This window comes from Pseudomonas floridensis, assembly GCF_002087235.1.
Taxonomy (GTDB): Bacteria; Pseudomonadota; Gammaproteobacteria; order Pseudomonadales; family Pseudomonadaceae; genus Aquipseudomonas; species Aquipseudomonas floridensis.
Genome location: NZ_MUIO01000009.1, coordinates 1 through 15,720 on the forward strand (window position 1 = coordinate 1; position 15,720 = coordinate 15,720).

Below are 15,720 nucleotides of genomic sequence, written 5' to 3' on the forward strand. Positions count from 1 at the left end.
CCCACCCTCCCTTATCCCCACGCCTGCTCGAATAACCTGAATCGATCCGTTAAGGGTTTAGCAGTGCTTTGCAACCTAAGCGCTGGCACCTTGGCCACCATCAAGAAATGGGGTCAAGGCACACATGATCAGGCAGCTTTCCACACTTTCCATACTCGCGCTGTTCGCCGGATGCACGTCTGTAGCGGACAAACCGGTTGGACCTGCTTTCGACAGCAGCCAGAATCCTGAGCTGCTCTCGCCAGACCTGTACTCAAGTGGCGCAAAGTCCGGTCAGGAGCCAATGGTCCGCTATGGTCGCTACGCCCTGGTGAATACCGCTCCGGAAGCGGAGCAACGCGATCTGATGGCCCAGATCATCGATGTCAGCATTCCCGCCAACATGCATCCGTCCGTCCAGGACGCGATGCAGTATGTGGTCAGCCGCTCAGGCTACACGTTGTGCCCACCGAGCACCGGTCACGTAAACATCTTGTTCACACGTCCTCTTCCGGCTGCCCAGTACAAGCTCGGCCCAATGAGCCTGCGCAACACGCTGCAGGTACTGGCCGGTCCGGCATGGCAGGTCAAGGTCAACGAAGTAACGCGCGGTGTGTGTTTTGTACTGCGGCCAGGTTACCAACTGCCAGAGACGTCTAAGCCCGTGGCACTGGCTCAACCTGCGCAACCGGCCAGCACTGGATCAACCTCGGTAGCCAGCACCTCCTCTGCCGTTACTGTTGTAACTGCCCCGGCAACCGGAACCCCATTCAGCAAGGACACATCGCCTGCAGGGCAACCGCAAACCACGGTCGTCACGCAGGCAAAAGCGCAACCAGCTGCATCCATCAGCACCCCAGCCAAGGAAGGCACCCCTACACAGCAAAAGCCGACTCCTGTGAGCGCGGCTCCGGCGAAGGCCACATCTCAGACCACCGTCACCAAGAGCATCGTTTCGACCAGCCAGGCTCCTATGAAGCCTGAACCAGGAGCGAAACCCGTAGCAACCGCTGCGCCACAGCAAACGTGGAATGCACCTGTGGGCAGTACCTTGCGTCAATCGGTTGAAGACTGGGCCAAGCGGGCCGGCTGGCAGGTTATCTGGGTACCGGAGGACCTGGACTACCCCATCGAAGCACCGCTGAGTTTCACAGGCTCCTTCAGTTCGGCGGTCAGGCAGATATTCCCACTGTACGACAACGCCAAACGGTCCTTTGTGGTGGACGGTAATGAGGGCAATGGTCAGCAGGTTCTGCACGTATCGGAGAGGAAAAAATGAGCATGCCCTTCATGCGTCAGACCGCTCTGAGTCTCGCTGTTCTATCGGCATCAGCCTGCTCAGTCCAACGGGTGGATGAAGCCGCTGCACGGGCAGAGGCTACCGCCGATTCTGCCGGCCGTTACGCGGCTATACAGCGTAACAAGCAGCAACAGGAACGTCGGGACACAGTGATATTCAGCGACAAACCCTGGGTTTCAACGCAGCCAGTTGTTGCGAGACGAGGCATCCCCTCCAAGTATGACTGTGAGGTCGCATATCGGCCTGCTGGCAGTGTCGGAATTGCTGAAATTGCCCAGTACATTTCCAGACAGTGCGAGATCCCTGTACTGGTCTCGCCCGATGCCCTCAATCCAGGTCTGCTGAACGCTAATGCACCCGCTCCGGGCAACAATGCGCCTCCAATCAGCACGGCCCCAAACCCTGACAGTCTCGCTGGGTTGCTGCCTGCTGGCATTACAGGCAGCTCCAACCTGGCGCAGCCCTCTCAGGGGAGAAGTTCTGACTTCGCATCCATGCTGACACCGAACCTCGTCAGTGGGTTGCGCTACTCAGGGAAAGCCTCGGGTCTGCTGGATGAGGTCACCGCGCGGTTGGGACTCACCTATCGATTCAATCCCACATCACGGTCAGTGCAGGTCAGCTATTTCGATACCAAGGTGTTCGACGTCTACGCATTTGGAGACGTGCAGGAAATCAAAAGCACCGTCAGATCCGGTATGACCACCTCCTCAGGCTCGGGAAGCGGTTCGTCGAGCGGATCGTCGTCAGGCAGCAGTTCTTCAGGCGTTTCGGGTGACTCGGGCAGCAACCAGAGCACGACCGTCACGCTCAACACATCGATCCTGACTGACATCCAGAGCAACGTGAGAGCCATGCTGAGTACGTCGCCGCCTGGCCGTATGTATCTGTCGCCCTCGACAGGGACGTTGACCGTGACAGACCGGCCCGACGTGCTTGCAAACGTTGAGACCTATCTGGCCAAGACCAACCACGCGATCACCCAACAGGTACTGTTCAATGTGAAGGTGTTTGAGGCGACTCTGACCGACACCGATCAGTTGGCTTTGAACTGGGCGGCCGTCTACAACTCGCTGAGCACAAAGTGGGGCCTGTCTCTCTCGAATACTGTGCCAGGCATCAGCTCCAGCGCAATCTCTGGCTCTGTCGGCATTGTCGATACAGCCAACTCCGCCTGGGCAGGTTCCAACGCGATCATCCAGGCAATCGCAGAACAGGCCCGGATCTCGAATGTTCGCTCACCGTCTGTAACCACATTGAACCTGCAGCCTGCTCCGCTGCAGATCGGCAACGTTCAAGGCTACATTCCATCGGTTCAGACCAACACCACGGCATCAGTAGGCTCCAGCACAGCAATTACTCCTGGCACGATCACCTCCGGTTTCAACATGACGCTGCAACCGCGCCTGATGGACGACGATGAGATGCTGCTCATGGTGTCGATCAATATGAGCTCCAAACCTACCTTCGAGCCATTCACTAGCAACGGCTCCAGCGTTCAGATCCCCAACTACGATGCGAAAAGTCTGTCACCTAAGGTGAAGCTACGCAGCGGCCAGACATTGATCCTGTCGGGCTTTGAGGAGCTCAGCGACAACACGGACAAGATCGGCACAGGCTCACCGGGATTCTTCGGTCTTGGAGGTGGGCGTAAACGCACCTCGTCAAAAAGCGTTCTGGTGGTGTTGATCACCCCGATTGTGACCAACTGACATGGCGAACCTGCTCTCCCTGTTACGAAAACGCGCGCCGCGCGCTCAAATGCCCAGTGACGGCAAAGTTCAGATTCTGACTTATCACGGTCGATCTTTCGTGACAGGCCTGCTGTGGCACCCGTTGGGCAGCCTTACCGGCTACATGAAAGAAGCACGCCAGTTCGGTCGCACCCAACAAATGGACATCGTTGCTATCAGGCATACCGAGTCTGTGATTCAGGCTGGATTCGTTTCGCAGAATGACGGTGCAGTCAAAGGCATGTACTCGCTTGCAGCCGCACTCGCTGGGCAGCTGGGCGCATCGTGGCTTGCTGCCTGGAAGATCGAAAATACCGAGGACAGATACGCCTTGGTCGCAGTGTACCGAGGCGCGGTCATCCCGGGCGCTGACCTGGTAGGTAGCAGTGAGGAAATAAAAAAGAAAGTGGCTCAGCAGCTGAGCCGCTCCATGAGCTTCGACAAGATCTTTCTCCCGCCGGAGTTTGGTCGCGGTGGCGAACAATTTGACCCTGAAACATTGTTGCAGCCATCAAACCTCAAGCGCGAATACAAGCTGACACCGCTGGCATTCGGCCTGTCCAGACAGGAGTTGATGAAAGCCGCGGTGATTGGTGCCTTGGTCGTGGCCGGCCTGATTGGGTGGCACCAGTGGAACGAACATAAGCTGCAACTTGCTCGCCAGGCGCAGGAAGCGGCAGAGGCGGCAAGGCAAGCTGAATTGGATGCCCTGAACCAGCGAACAAACGCACCAGTTGTGATCGAGGCGCTTGTACATCCGTGGGTGAAACAGCCTTCTGTCCCAGTATTTCTTGAAGGCTGTAACGGCGCAATTGACCAGTTACCACCGGCAATCGAAGGGTGGTTATTCGTTTCCGCTAAATGCGACGGAACGCTGATGTCGGCCAACTACAACCGCACCGGCAACAGCACCACGATGGCTTTCAGCGCAGCTACGGCGGGCTACTTTGCTGATACGCCAGCGTTTTACGACGAAGGCAACATGGCCGCAGTGAAGCTCACGTTCGAGCTGCCGCTGGCGGGTGATGACGCTCTGAACCCGGCAACGCAAGCTTTGGACAGCATCACTTCATGGCTGCAAGCCCAAGACCTGCAGCCCAAGATCACGGAAGTACCTGTGACGGTTGTCCAGCCACCAGCTTTGCCTGGCCAACCCGCGCCTCCACCACCACCTCCCCCGGATTACCGACACTTCGAAATCCGCTACACGAGCCTGTTGCCGCCAGCGACTGTTCTTCAAGGCGTGCAAAGCACTGGAATGCGCCTGCGTGAAATCAAAACCGACTTTCAAGACGGCAAATTAACCTGGAACGTCATAGGTGACCTCTATGTGCATTAACACTCGCGCCTCAACTCTGCTGACCCTACTGTTGTCGTGCGTGGCTGCCGGCAACATGGCCGTCGCGGCGGATCCATCCCCCAACGACCTCAGTCGGATCAACATTGGCGAGTTGTCCCAGGTGCAGAGTGAAACCTTGCTCTTCACGGCACAGGCGGCGCGAGCTCGTGCCAAGGAAGACATCGTAAACGGGGCCAAAACGACCACGTCCGCGCCGGTTCAGGTTACGCAGAACGCTTACACGACGCCCGCCCCGGCCAGCAACAGCACACCGCAGTTGCCAGTGGTCAAGACCGTGTTCAGGACGAATAACGCTCTATATGCCACGTTGCTGTACGGAAGTGGTTTCGAGGTCGATGCATCAGTTGGCAATGCCGAGTTGCCAGGAGGGTTCAAGGTAATCAGCGTGTCTCTCGACAGCGTTGTACTGGGCCATGACGGACGCCGATATCCACTAGGGTTCTCGACCCGGGCGCCGATTGGTTCGGTCGACGCACCCCAAATGTCACTGCAGACACTCAAGCCTATAGCTCCCGGCCAGCCCTCGGTTACGAGTCCGCTGTCCAGCATGTCGCAGGAGTTACAGCGATGAGCGGCGCGGTACGAATTGAGCCAGACATCAAGGCTGATCCGTTGGCACGCCAGGTCACCCGGCCAACCGCAGTCGTGCAACCGATAACCATCGCCATGCAATCTGACGTGGTCGGAACAGTCCTTACTGCTGAGGGACAGCGGTGGGGGGACATTACCAGCGAGTTGCGTCAGCTGGTTGCCTTGTTGGCACCTGCCCCAGAGGCTGATGAAGCTGAACTGCTCGTCTCGTCTCAGCACATGCACGACCCTTATGTGATGGCATTTATGGACCGCCTGGACAGAGCTGGCGTGCCGTTTCAGACCATCAGCAGCACGCTCAGCGATATCAAGTCTCTGTACCAGAATGCGGGCAAAGCTTTCGCCGGATCTATCGACAGTACCCAGCGCCAACAAGAGGTGATTCGCATCATCGGCGCGGCCCATGGACGCCGTGCTTCCGACGTTCACTTCATCGTTGGCCACGAAATCACCTACATCAAGTTCCGTGAGGACGGTCTCTTGCGGGAATACGGGCAGATCCAGAGCGCCGTAGGTAACGAGCTCTGTTCTTCACTCTTCAACTCAATGTGCGACGTCAAATCTGAGGGCTACTATCAACCGGAATTGAAACAAGATGCGCGCATGGCTCGCACCTTCCTCGATCAATTGGGACTGTCCGGAGCCCGTGTAGCTACACGCCCTCTGGTCGAAGGGCCTTTGATGGTGCTGCGACTGATCTATGACGATCAGGAGAAACAGTCAGTCGACGATCTGGGGTTTCTGCCAGAACAGAATTTGCTGTTCAAGCGGCTGCGAAGCCTTCCTTACGGCGTGATCATATTGACCGGTCCAACTGGATCAGGGAAATCGAAGTCGCTCCAGGTGCAGATCAACCTTCTGGCTGAAGAGTGCAAAGGCACGAAACATATCCTGACCGTTGAGGACCCGCCCGAGTATCCGATGCGTGCAAATCAGTCCCCTCTTGGCAGCAATGAGACATGGGGAGAATCCATTACAAACTCCGTGCGACTCGACCCCGACATACTGATGTACGGGGAGATTCGCGACCTTGAATCAGCTCAGGGGGCACTGCGCGGGGGGATGACCGGCCACCTCGTTTTATCGACTCTGCACACCAACAACGCTGTAGCAGCAATTCCTCGCCTGATCGACATGGGTGCAGATACAAGCCTGGTCACCGACCCAACACTCATTGTCGGTCTTATCAACCAGTCACTCTTGCCAACGCTGTGCAAGAAGTGTCGCGTGCCTGCGCGCAGCCAGATCAGTACCCTGGATCCGCAGCTGGTCGAGAGGCTTGAAAAGATGACCGTGCTCGATCAGGTTTATTTGGCTGGGCCAGGTTGCTCTCTATGCCGTGACGGGGTCAACGGCAGGGTCGCTGTCGCAGAGATTCTTCTCCCGACCCACCGGTTCATGGAGGAGATCCGCAAGAACGGACCAAGCGCAGCGCGCCAGTATTGGGTCAAGCACATGGGTGGTATCACGAAGGTTGCCCACACGCTCATCAAGATCAATGCGGGGCTGATCGATCCGCGCATGGCAGAGGCCGTAGTCGGGCCAGTGGATTTTGACAGCTACATGCTGGATGCCGAGCCACCTGAGGTTGAAGCCCATGCTGAGTAAGGCGATGGACGCCTGGTCAGGGCTTGTAGAAGGCTTTTACAGAAACCAGTTCGGAGGCAATGAGCGTATCCGGCTTTACGAGAGCATGACCGCCCTGCTGGAGAACGGGGTGCCTCTCGACCTGGCTCTTGATCGTATCGGATCGATCTACAGTGACGGTGGCCGCCGTGCTCGACATCCGATTGCCCTTGCCAGCTATGGCATAGGCAAGGCTGTGGACGGCGGCAAGACGCTAGCCCAGGCCTGCCTTAACTGGGTGCCTTATCAGGAGCACGCCGTAATCAGCGCCGGCGAGAAGTCAGGGAACTTGATCCAGGCATTCAGCGACTGCGTGCGGATCATCGAAGCTCGGCAAAAAGTGATGAAGCTGGTGGTCTCAACGGCCTCGTACCCGGTTTTTGTCTGGAGCCTGATGGCCTACTTGCTGAACGTAATCGCCACCCGGGTGGTGCCGGCCATGAGCCGCTCATCCAACCCAGAAGCCTGGTCCGGCGCACCCATGGTTCTGCACATGATCGCCACCTTTGTGACTAACTGGGGACTTCTGACTTTGTGCCTTGTGGTAGTCCTGGTTGTCACCAGTGTCGTCACTCTGCCTTACTTCCGTGGCCCTTGGCGGACAAGGCTGGAGATATTGCCTCCCTGGTCAATCTACAAAGCGCTCCACGGCTCAACGTTCCTCCTCAATATCGCGGTCATGCTGCGAGCAAACATCGATCCGCTCGGAGCGTTGGACACGTTAAAGCGTGGGGCAAATCCGTGGCTGCGTGAACGCCTGGAAGCCGCCCACTACGGGGTTCGGATGGGTAAAAACTTTGGGGAGGCTTTAGATCTTTCCGGGCATGAATTCCCAGACCACGAAGCGATTCAATTTCTGATTGTTCTCTCCACTACGCAGAGCTTCTCGGCTGCAGTGCACCGCTACAGCCTTCGCTGGTTGGAGATATCACTGAAACAGGTCGAGCGTTACGCAAAGACACTGTCCCTCGTATCCATGGTTCTGATCGGCCTGTTGATGATTCTGGTCATGGTCGGGGCCTACAGCATGACCGGCAATGCCACACAAGGCATGACGCACTGAGCACTACACCCGTTACCCACATACCCAGGACCACACACATGCAAAACACCACTCACTCCGCTCGGGCGAACCAGATCGGTTATATCTCGATTGAATTGCTCTTCGTTCTCATCGTTATCCTGATCGGGATGGGCTACGCCCTTTACAACGGTTGGGGCGCGATGGGCAGTTCGGACGTCAACAACGAACAGGGTAACGTCGGTCAATTGATCGCGAACACTCGCAAGCTCAAAGGCAGTACCGGTTACGGAGCGTCAGGGACCGATCTGATCGCCCAGCTCAGCTCGATACGTGGCCTGCCCAATATGTCGTTCTCCAGCGGCAAGCTCTACAACGCCTGGAGTGGCCAGGTCACTGTGGTTGCCAACGGGATGACATTCACCGTGACCGAGGCCGGTTTGCCCCAAGATGCCTGTGTGACACTGGCCACGAAGATTGGACGCGGGCAGAAGGTCACCACCTCTATCAATGGCGGCACAGCTGTGAACGGCGAGGTGAGTTCAGCTGCTGCCACCAGTGGCTGCTCTACTGATAGCAACACGTTGGCTTGGACGGCCTACTGAGCATGAACCCAATTATCGACACGCCTTTTAGTGACCTCTACTTGGGGCCGGATTTTACGGACGTAAAAGGCCTGGATGGCCAGAGCGGACGTGTCGAGGCTCCGGAAAACTGGAAAGAAAGCGCCCTGCTATTACGGGAGGAATGCGCAAAGCATTTTGAAGTGCATCAGGATCCTGAGTTCTCGTTGATCAAAGAAGGAACGGTGCTTCGCGTCACTCAGATACCCGATGCCTTTGGCCAGGCCGTGTTCGTACTGCGCAGATCAAATGCGCAGGTCCGGCAGTTCGACCAATTGGGTTTTCCTGAAGACCTTGTCGAATCGCTGCTTACGAAGCAGGTGCGCGGCCTGGTGATTTTTTGCGGCGAGATTTGCACCGGTAAGACGTCAAGCGCAGCTTCGCTGATCATCGCCAGGCTAAATGCGTGCGGTGGGATCGCGTTGGCTGCAGAGGATCCAGCTGAGACAGATTTGAACGGTCGTCACGGACCTGGTCGTTGCATCCAGATGCAGGTTTCGAGACGCAATGGCGGGTATGAGGAGGCTTTGATGAGAGGCCTCCGCTCTGGCGCGGACATGATGCTTATCGGTGAGATCAGAGACACCCCCACGGCAGTTCAGGCAGTGCGAGCGGCAATCAATGGCCTGTTCATCATCACCACAGTTCACGCGGGAACAGTACCGCAGGCGATCGAGCGAGTAGCGACTCTTGCGGAGCCGGCCATCAGCAACGTCCGATCAATTCTGTCACAGGGTTTGGTAGCTGTAGCTGCGCTTGCCCTCGAAGGTGAAGGCGAAATGCGACATCTGAAGATCCAGAGCCTTTCACTGACTGGACCTGACGGCCCTGGTATTCGAGAGAAGATCCGATCAAATCAAATCGCAATGATTAGCCAGGATGTGGATCAACAATCGAACAGGAGCCTCTGGGGATGAATGTTCTCAAGCATAGCCAGACCAGAAAGAATGGTTTTGTGGTGATCGAGCTGCTCTTCGGCCTGATCATTTTCGCCATTGCGTCGGCCATAGGCGTCTCGCTGATGGCCGACAGGATGGATGCGCAGAACTATCAAATCGCAGCTCAGCAACAGCAGCAGATCGCAGAGGCCGCTTCTAAATACCTGAAGGACAATTTCGCAACGGTCTATGGATCGGCGGGCACAACCACGCCTGCGACGATTACCCCTCAGATGCTACGCAACACCAACTATCTGCCAGCCAGCTTCAGTGACACAAATGCATTCGGTCAGAGCTACGTGGTGCTTGCTCGAAGGGTCAACGTCAACCAGCTCGAATCCATCGTGATCACTACCGGTGGCCAGGCTATCGATGAGATCGGTACCCGGACGATTGCGGAAAATATGGGTGCGCCGGGTGGCTTCATCCCGTTCAACAACACCGGCGTTATCCAAGGAGTACGAGGCGGCTGGCAACTTGCGCTGAGCAACTATGGGATCAACCCAGGCGTTGGCCACACTGCAAGTGCCTTGTTTCTCCAGGATGGCACGCTCTCCAACGACTACCTGTACCGCAACGCCATCCCAGGAAAGCCTGAACTCAATCGCATGAACACGGCGCTCAGTATGGGAGGAAACAATGTCAACGATGTGGCTGCATTGAACGCCTCTGGAACAGTGACGGTTGGAGGTAATGTCGACACTGCTGGGTCAGTGAACGCCGTTGGCAACGTGAGTGCCTCGGGATCTGTCACAGCCCAGGGGAATGTGAGTGCGTCGGGGAGCGTCACAGCCCAGAGCAACGTCATCGCTGCAGGTGATGTATACGCGCAGTCGGTGAATGCCTCGGCCAACCTCACGGGGGCGGCTGCCCGCATATCAGGCGAGACTGTCACAGGCGGTTGGTTTCGCACTCAGGGCGACACCGGCTGGTACAGCGAAAAATGGGGTGGTGGCTGGTACATGAGTGACTCGGACTGGGTTCGGGTCTACGGCGACAAGAGCCTCTACACAGCCGGGAACATCCGGGGTGGGACAGTGACTTCGGAAGGTCGCGCGACCGTCGGTGAATACCTGCAGCTGAATGGCGTTGCAACTGCCGGCACTGCCTGTGCTGCAAACGGTATGGTTGGTCGAACCAGTACGGGTCGATCCCTTTCTTGTGATAACCAGGTCTGGGTGGTGAACGGTTCCAGTGCCCCTACCTGCACGGCAAAAACCATCCCCGGCTACGACGCAAACGACGTCACTACCTACGCTTGCCCAGTCGGCTACACAAAAGTTGGTTGGGACACGGCCGGCTCAGGCCAACGATTCAGCAGTACCCAAGGAATCGTGGTCGGCCAGAACGATTACGCCACCATTTTCTGTTGTCAGTTCTGACCAGGCTCATAACTGTCATCGAGGACGTAGAGTGAACATTTACTGGCTTGCAATGGTGGTGATTACAGCAGTGCTCGGAATGGTTTATGAGAAGTCACACCAGGCAGAACAGAGCTCCCAGACCGTAGAAATCTCCTTGATTGCTCATAACGTCCTCGTCTACAGAAATGCCTTGGCCGAGTATGCCTACGCTCACAAAGCTGCATCAGGAACGGTGGCCGATAACCAGTTGGCACTGCCCACCTGGTACGCGCGTTACCCTGGGGTGGAGGGAGTGATCGATGCTGGACGAAGTTACGCGTTCGTCGGATCCCCTCCTCCCGGTCTTGTTTCAGAGATGATCAATTTGACTGGTGGATCGCTGGCCATCGGCACTGCATCCTCCGGTAGCCTGCTCACACCAAGCTCAGGGTATGTGGGAGTCACGCTGCCCGCGGCAGTTCCAACTGGAGCTGCTGTCGCCTACCAATGAGGAAAGGGTGACATATCGCCTTGGCCTTCAACTACTACCATGCTGCTGGTGCAGTAGCAGGTTGATGGGATTGACGTTGAAAATGAATTGGATAGAGACAAGATACGTTACGACCGCCTTTTGGTTTGGCTCGATGGTCGCCATGTCGCTGCTAGCTGTTGTGGGAGGGATGCAGGGCAATGTCGTGGCGGTAATCTTCGGGGTCATCTCTGCTAGCTGTGGGGCTTTTTTGTTCATGCTGGCCTTCGTCGAGGCTATGGCTGCGAAACACACTCAAGTGACGCCTGGCGATAAGGCCACGATAGAGAAAACAGCTCAGGCCCAACCAGCCGATTAGGAGGTAAGGCCGAAAGTCCGCCCACGCACACTTAGCGCCTCTCTGAGGCTGGATGGATTGGGCTCGCCTGAGTTTATGCAGGCGATCAGTAACCGAACCTTTCACCAGCGCTCGTCTCAGTACTTCACTTTGAAAGTCGGTGAATCCTCCGGTCGCTGACCGCGCCGATCGTACAAACGCGTCGTGCTGATGTTCGCGTGCCCCAGCCAGATCTGCACCTTGGCGATGTCCGCGTCATGCTCGAGCGCATTGGTCGCCGCAGTTGCGCGCAGGCCATGGACCCCAAGCCCGTCGACGCGGATTTGCGCAGCACTGGCCCACTTTGTTACCACGCCATAAACCCCTTTCCCTGTAATCCCGGTACCCGACGTTTTTCCTCGCTGTGAGCGGAACAGCGCGCCAGGCGTAAGCGCTCGATCACCATCGCGCACCAGGTACACGTAGATCCGTTCAGCCGCGACTGGGTGCAGTGGCAGGTAGCGGATCTTCCCGCCCTTGCCGTGGATCCGTAGGTGCTTCACACCGCGGCGCTCCTGCAGGTCGCCCGTCTGCAGCAGACTCAATTCCTCGCGCCTCAATCCGTGGTATAGCAGCACCGCCAGAATGGCCCTGTCGCGCACGCCCTGGAGCGATTCGGCGTCTGGCGCATCAAGCAGCCGCTTGGCCTGGTCGTCGCCCAGAGCTGGTGTCTTGCCCTCGTTGGTTTCCACCTTCGGACGTGCGACCCCATGCACCGGGTTGCCCCCGGCCAGCGCGTTGTTGTTAAGCAGGTAATCGAAGAGGCTGGCCAGCGCCGCCAGTTTGCGCCGGATCGTGGCCCCAGAAAGAGCGCGCCGCTCGAGCTGGGCGCGCCAGGCTAAAACGTGAGACCGGTTCACGGCGCGAAACTCTTCGGCACCGGCCAGGCCGACAAAGCTGCAAAAGTCACGCAGATCGGCCTGGTACGCACGGCGCGTGCGGGGGTTGCGGATATTGGCGAACCACTCGACCGCTGCCGGCACTGAGGCCAATTCCTGGAATTCCAGTGCAGTCAGTCGCCGCTCGCCGGCATTGGCCACCACCAGCTCGCTCACGCATTTCGCTCCGCATCGTGCCGCGCTTTGATGGCCGGCCACTCGGGGGAAGCCATCAACTCGCGGATCAGGCGCTTGTGTTCCGGCTCTGGCACCAGGTGCTGCCAACGCTCCTGCTCCAGCTCCATTTGCCTGACACCGCGCAACTGAGCCTCAATCTTCACACCCGCTGCGCCGAGGCGCGCACGTGCCTGGCACCAGAATCCTTCCGACGTGGTGTATTCGTACAGCGGCACGATGGGCAGCCCGTGCAGTTGCCAAAGATGCCAGAGGACGGCCGAGCCGATGCCCTGTCGCTGACTACCGGGCCTGAGCTCAATCATGTTGATGTACAGCCGGTCGCGCAGCGGATTGATGCTGTAGTCGATCTGACCCACACGCTGGCCATCGACCTGGATGTGATCGACGAAGTCAGTACCGGGAAACACGAAATGACCAGGCTGCGATTCGGTGCGCTCGTTCACCAGGGTGACCGGACGCATCACCACACTCGCGCAGTGCCGTCTACTAAAAAGACCAAGAATCCTGCTGAAAATCTTCATGTGCCCGCCTGAGGTCGAAAGAGCCGATAACGTATTTCTTACGTTGGTAAGGAGCCGTTTGCCCAGCACTGCAACGGGAGCGCCGACCGTCAGCAGCCTGGCCAGCAATGTCAGCACGATAACGGCCAGTCCCGTGACAGCAAGCGTACCTGAGAAGTGGATCAGCACTACCTCCAGGCCAATTAACACAAATAGAACCGCGTTGAGAATCTCGTCAGTCAACTCCCAGAACATATCAAGGTTCTTCTCGGTTTCTTCCGACATGGCATGGGAGCGGCCTTGATTGCCAACGATGAGGCCCATTACCACCATCGCCAGCGGGCTCGAGACGTGCAGATGACTCGCTAAAGCGTAGCCGGCAAGTACTGCGGCCAAGGTGATGAGCACTTCTTCCTGATAGCTGTCGATGCTTTTGAGCATTCGATAGGTGATGTAGCCCAACACCGCGCCAACCAATGCGCCGCCGCCTGCCTCCTCTACCAGTAGTTGTGAGGCGCCTAGCACTGAGGGTGCGTCACCACTGACAATCATCGCCAGGATGAGCGAAAACAGAACAACGCTGACGCCGTCGTTGAACAGGGATTCGCCCGAGATCACCAGTTCGATACTGGCGGGCGCGCCGGCGGATTTCAGAACGCCCATGACCGCGATGGGGTCTGTCGGCGAAATCAGCGCGCCGAACACCAGGCAGTACGAAAGCGGCAGAGCCAGATCGGTGAGCGACAGTAGGGCCCAGATCGCAAAGCCGATACACAGGGTCCTTAGCGATCTGCGAGCAGATGTACAGTCCCAATCCTTCGGAGGGGCTGTCGCGTTTTGTCCGAGTGAAGGGTTCGAAAAGTGAGCCAAGCAGCGCTTCGGGAATAGGCTGTCCAACATTTGTGCACGTTAACTGCAGCGTGCTCTGGTTGACCTGTCCCTTGATCAGGATAGGCCCACCCTTTAGGCCGTGGGCCACAGCATTGGCAATCAGATCGGACATCAGTTGCTTGATCCGGCCTGGATCACATAGCAGGGCCGCCGCACCAGTGTGGTGAAAGACAATGTTTGCTTGTGGATTGGCCAAGAGCACTTCCTGCACCACAGGCTCAAGCGCTCCAAAAATGTCTACAACCCGGCGAAGTCTAATGCTGACATCCCCTCCCAACTGACAGCGCGTAAAGTCTAAAACGTCTTCGATCAATGCCGACATGCTTACAGCGCTCGTTCGGATGGCGTCAGCCAATACTCGGGACGGTTCTCGGAGACATCACCGTGCAAGGCGTCTGCGCTCAGTCTGACGGCACTTAGCGGGGTGCGAAGGTCATGGCTGAGTACCGCGACGAACTGCTCACGCAGCCGCCCAAGTTCGACGGACTCGCCCAACTGCGATTCACTGCGCTGAAGGCGATCATGAAGGTCCAAATTTGAAGCAATCAGTTGAGCAGACAGCTCAAGCGTATTGACGACATTCTGCTCGTTCAGTACGACCGAGGCTGTATCCAGTGCGCATAACGTACCGAAGAACTGCCTGTCAGCTGTGATAATGGGGATTGATATGTGGCTTTGAGCGGATGGAATATCGCTCGGTGCACAGACTGGGTAGTCAGATTGCGTGAGTTCGTAAAACCCCTCGCCATAAACCCATGATCGACGCAGTTGGCGAACCTGATCACACAAGGTCTGCGCGGGAGGGACCACCAATTGCGATTAGCTTCTGAAGGCTTCTGCGCTCCATCAGCGAGGAACGTCCTCAGGGCCTGGAGCGGCAGCTTTAAGAACCGATTATGGCGCATTGGGTTCTTTAGCTGGTTTTTGTGGGGGCGCCCGGAGATTGACGTCGTATGGTTTATGAGGGAGATATATATCGAAATTAGCGAGCTTATGTCTTCTGCATAGACTCGCTAATTTCGATACATACGCCTTGGGCAGCGCCATCACCCAGGCACTGTGGTGGCGAACATGGTTGGTGGCTACATCATCGGCCTGGCTATCGCATTTTTGGCCGCTTCCCCCACAATGAGTCCTGAGTGGTGCCTGCTGATCATCATGGGATTTTGTGGAGGGCGAACTACCTTTTCTACGTTTTGCGTAGAAACAATTGCCCTGATTCAGGAAGGTAGGCTGCTCCGGGCGCTAGGCTCAGTTTCACTACACGTCGTGGGCTCGGTGGTAATGACGGCTGCCGGGCTTGTCCTATCAAATAATCAGCACGCGCTGAGGAGAGGAATATGAAAGGTTTTCTGGTGACTTTCTTTACTCAACAGAATCGTCGCTATCAGGGAAAGATGCTCGGCGACTGGGTCGTTGATTTGGCGAAAGAAATGGGACTGCGGGGTGCGACCCTGTCCACAGGTATCGAAGGCTTTGGGCATACCGGCCGGCTGCATTCCTCGCATTTTTTTGAACTAGCGGATCAGCCTACCGAAATTCGTATGGCCATTACCGAGGACGAATCTGAACAGTTATTCAAGCGATTGGAGCTTGAAGATATCTCGTTGTTTTACATAAAAACCCCAGTTGAGCTGGGCTTCGTCGGAACAGAGGTCACCTAGTTTGGCCCTCTTTCATAAGCGGTGACTCGAAGACGCCTTCGCTTGCCTCGTACTCCGAAACACGATTTTACATTTTGGACAGACCTAGCTAAGATCGGCGCATTGGAGATGGCATTCCTCCATTAACCAACCGCTGCGCCCGTAGCAGCTGATGATGCCTACAGAAACCTGATCAATCAGGTCTGTAGGCGTTCGCGCTCAGATTCCCT

At 57.0% G+C, this 15,720-nt stretch carries 15 protein-coding genes, 2 pseudogenes and 1 riboswitch; of the genes and pseudogenes, 12 read left to right on the forward strand and 5 right to left on the reverse strand.

Translation table 11 applies throughout. From position 1 onward, the window contains the following. Positions 1-124 precede the first annotated feature (124 nt). Genes pilL2 through pilM form a run of 10 tightly spaced genes read left to right on the forward strand, consistent with a single transcriptional unit; the run spans position 125 to position 11,025 of the window. Entirely contained in the window at positions 125-1,258 is a 1,134-nt protein-coding gene (gene pilL2, locus BZK31_RS02435) for a PFGI-1 class ICE element type IV pilus protein PilL2 (protein ID WP_083181161.1), read from the forward strand. Then, on the forward strand, positions 1,255-2,991 hold the full coding sequence (pilN, locus tag BZK31_RS02440; protein ID WP_016567500.1) for a PilN family type IVB pilus formation outer membrane protein: 1,737 nt from the start codon (positions 1,255-1,257) through the stop codon (positions 2,989-2,991). The genes pilL2 and pilN overlap by 4 nt, the downstream gene beginning before the upstream one ends. 1 nt (position 2,992) lies before the next feature. Then, a complete protein-coding gene (gene pilO2 / locus BZK31_RS02445; RefSeq protein ID WP_003425003.1) occupies positions 2,993-4,351 on the forward strand; it encodes a type 4b pilus protein PilO2 in 1,359 nt (452 codons plus the stop codon). Further along, on the forward strand, positions 4,341-4,943 hold the full coding sequence (gene pilP, locus BZK31_RS02450; RefSeq protein WP_003425006.1) for a type IV pilus biogenesis protein PilP: 603 nt from the start codon (positions 4,341-4,343) through the stop codon (positions 4,941-4,943). The genes pilO2 and pilP overlap by 11 nt, the downstream gene beginning before the upstream one ends. Further along, positions 4,940-6,571 carry a GspE/PulE family protein gene (locus tag BZK31_RS02455; protein ID WP_003425008.1) on the forward strand — a complete coding sequence of 544 codons (1,632 nt, stop codon included), beginning with the start codon at positions 4,940-4,942 and terminating at the stop codon, positions 6,569-6,571. The genes pilP and BZK31_RS02455 overlap by 4 nt, the downstream gene beginning before the upstream one ends. Continuing rightward, positions 6,561-7,652 carry a type II secretion system F family protein gene (locus BZK31_RS02460; RefSeq protein ID WP_003425010.1) on the forward strand — a complete coding sequence of 364 codons (1,092 nt, stop codon included), beginning with the start codon at positions 6,561-6,563 and terminating at the stop codon, positions 7,650-7,652. The genes BZK31_RS02455 and BZK31_RS02460 overlap by 11 nt, the downstream gene beginning before the upstream one ends. Positions 7,653-7,690: 38 nt before the next feature. Further along, the gene (locus tag BZK31_RS02465; RefSeq protein ID WP_003317566.1) at positions 7,691-8,215 is read left to right on the forward strand and encodes a type 4 pilus major pilin; all 525 of its coding nucleotides are present in this window, start codon (positions 7,691-7,693) and stop codon (positions 8,213-8,215) included. 2 nt (positions 8,216-8,217) lie between these two features. Further along, the gene (locus BZK31_RS02470; RefSeq protein ID WP_029571627.1) at positions 8,218-9,150 is read left to right on the forward strand and encodes an ATPase, T2SS/T4P/T4SS family; all 933 of its coding nucleotides are present in this window, start codon (positions 8,218-8,220) and stop codon (positions 9,148-9,150) included. Further along, the gene (gene pilV, locus BZK31_RS02475; protein WP_020342595.1) at positions 9,147-10,553 is read left to right on the forward strand and encodes a shufflon system plasmid conjugative transfer pilus tip adhesin PilV; all 1,407 of its coding nucleotides are present in this window, start codon (positions 9,147-9,149) and stop codon (positions 10,551-10,553) included. The genes BZK31_RS02470 and pilV overlap by 4 nt, the downstream gene beginning before the upstream one ends. A 31-nt stretch (positions 10,554-10,584) precedes the next feature. Next, positions 10,585-11,025, forward strand: a complete 441-nt coding sequence (gene pilM, locus BZK31_RS02480; protein WP_020342594.1) for a type IV pilus biogenesis protein PilM — start codon at positions 10,585-10,587, stop codon at positions 11,023-11,025. 27 nt (positions 11,026-11,052) lie between these two features. Here pilM and BZK31_RS29650 read toward each other — a convergent pair whose 3' ends face one another. From BZK31_RS29650 to BZK31_RS30450, 5 genes and pseudogenes are all read right to left on the reverse strand, one after another. Beyond that, positions 11,053-11,262, reverse strand: a complete 210-nt coding sequence (locus BZK31_RS29650; RefSeq protein WP_154216775.1) for a hypothetical protein — start codon at positions 11,260-11,262, stop codon at positions 11,053-11,055. A 216-nt stretch (positions 11,263-11,478) separates the two neighbouring features. Continuing rightward, positions 11,479-12,435, reverse strand: coding sequence for a tyrosine-type recombinase/integrase (locus tag BZK31_RS02490; protein WP_005895504.1), 957 nt, complete (start codon positions 12,433-12,435; stop codon positions 11,479-11,481). Next, positions 12,432-13,856, reverse strand: coding sequence for a cation:proton antiporter (locus BZK31_RS29960; protein ID WP_229616349.1), 1,425 nt, complete (start codon positions 13,854-13,856; stop codon positions 12,432-12,434). The genes BZK31_RS02490 and BZK31_RS29960 overlap by 4 nt, the downstream gene beginning before the upstream one ends. Beyond that, positions 13,798-14,169, reverse strand: a pseudogene (locus BZK31_RS30445) (sensor histidine kinase); the annotation flags it as partial. The gene BZK31_RS29960 and the pseudogene BZK31_RS30445, both read right to left, overlap by 59 nt. Before the next feature lie 2 nt (positions 14,170-14,171). Beyond that, complete coding sequence (locus tag BZK31_RS30450) at positions 14,172-14,315, reverse strand: histidine kinase dimerization/phospho-acceptor domain-containing protein (protein WP_229699110.1); 144 nt, start codon at positions 14,313-14,315, stop codon at positions 14,172-14,174. Positions 14,316-14,897: 582 nt separating this feature from the next. Between BZK31_RS30450 and BZK31_RS02510 the strand changes: the two are divergent. Further along, positions 14,898-15,177 (forward strand): annotated as a pseudogene (locus tag BZK31_RS02510) (fluoride efflux transporter CrcB); the annotation flags it as partial. A gap of 10 nt (positions 15,178-15,187) precedes the next feature. After that, positions 15,188-15,511, forward strand: coding sequence for a DUF190 domain-containing protein (locus tag BZK31_RS02515; RefSeq protein ID WP_005895494.1), 324 nt, complete (start codon positions 15,188-15,190; stop codon positions 15,509-15,511). A 95-nt stretch (positions 15,512-15,606) separates the two neighbouring features. Next, a riboswitch (Fluoride riboswitch) is annotated at positions 15,607-15,679 on the forward strand. Positions 15,680-15,720: the final 41 nt, after the last annotated feature.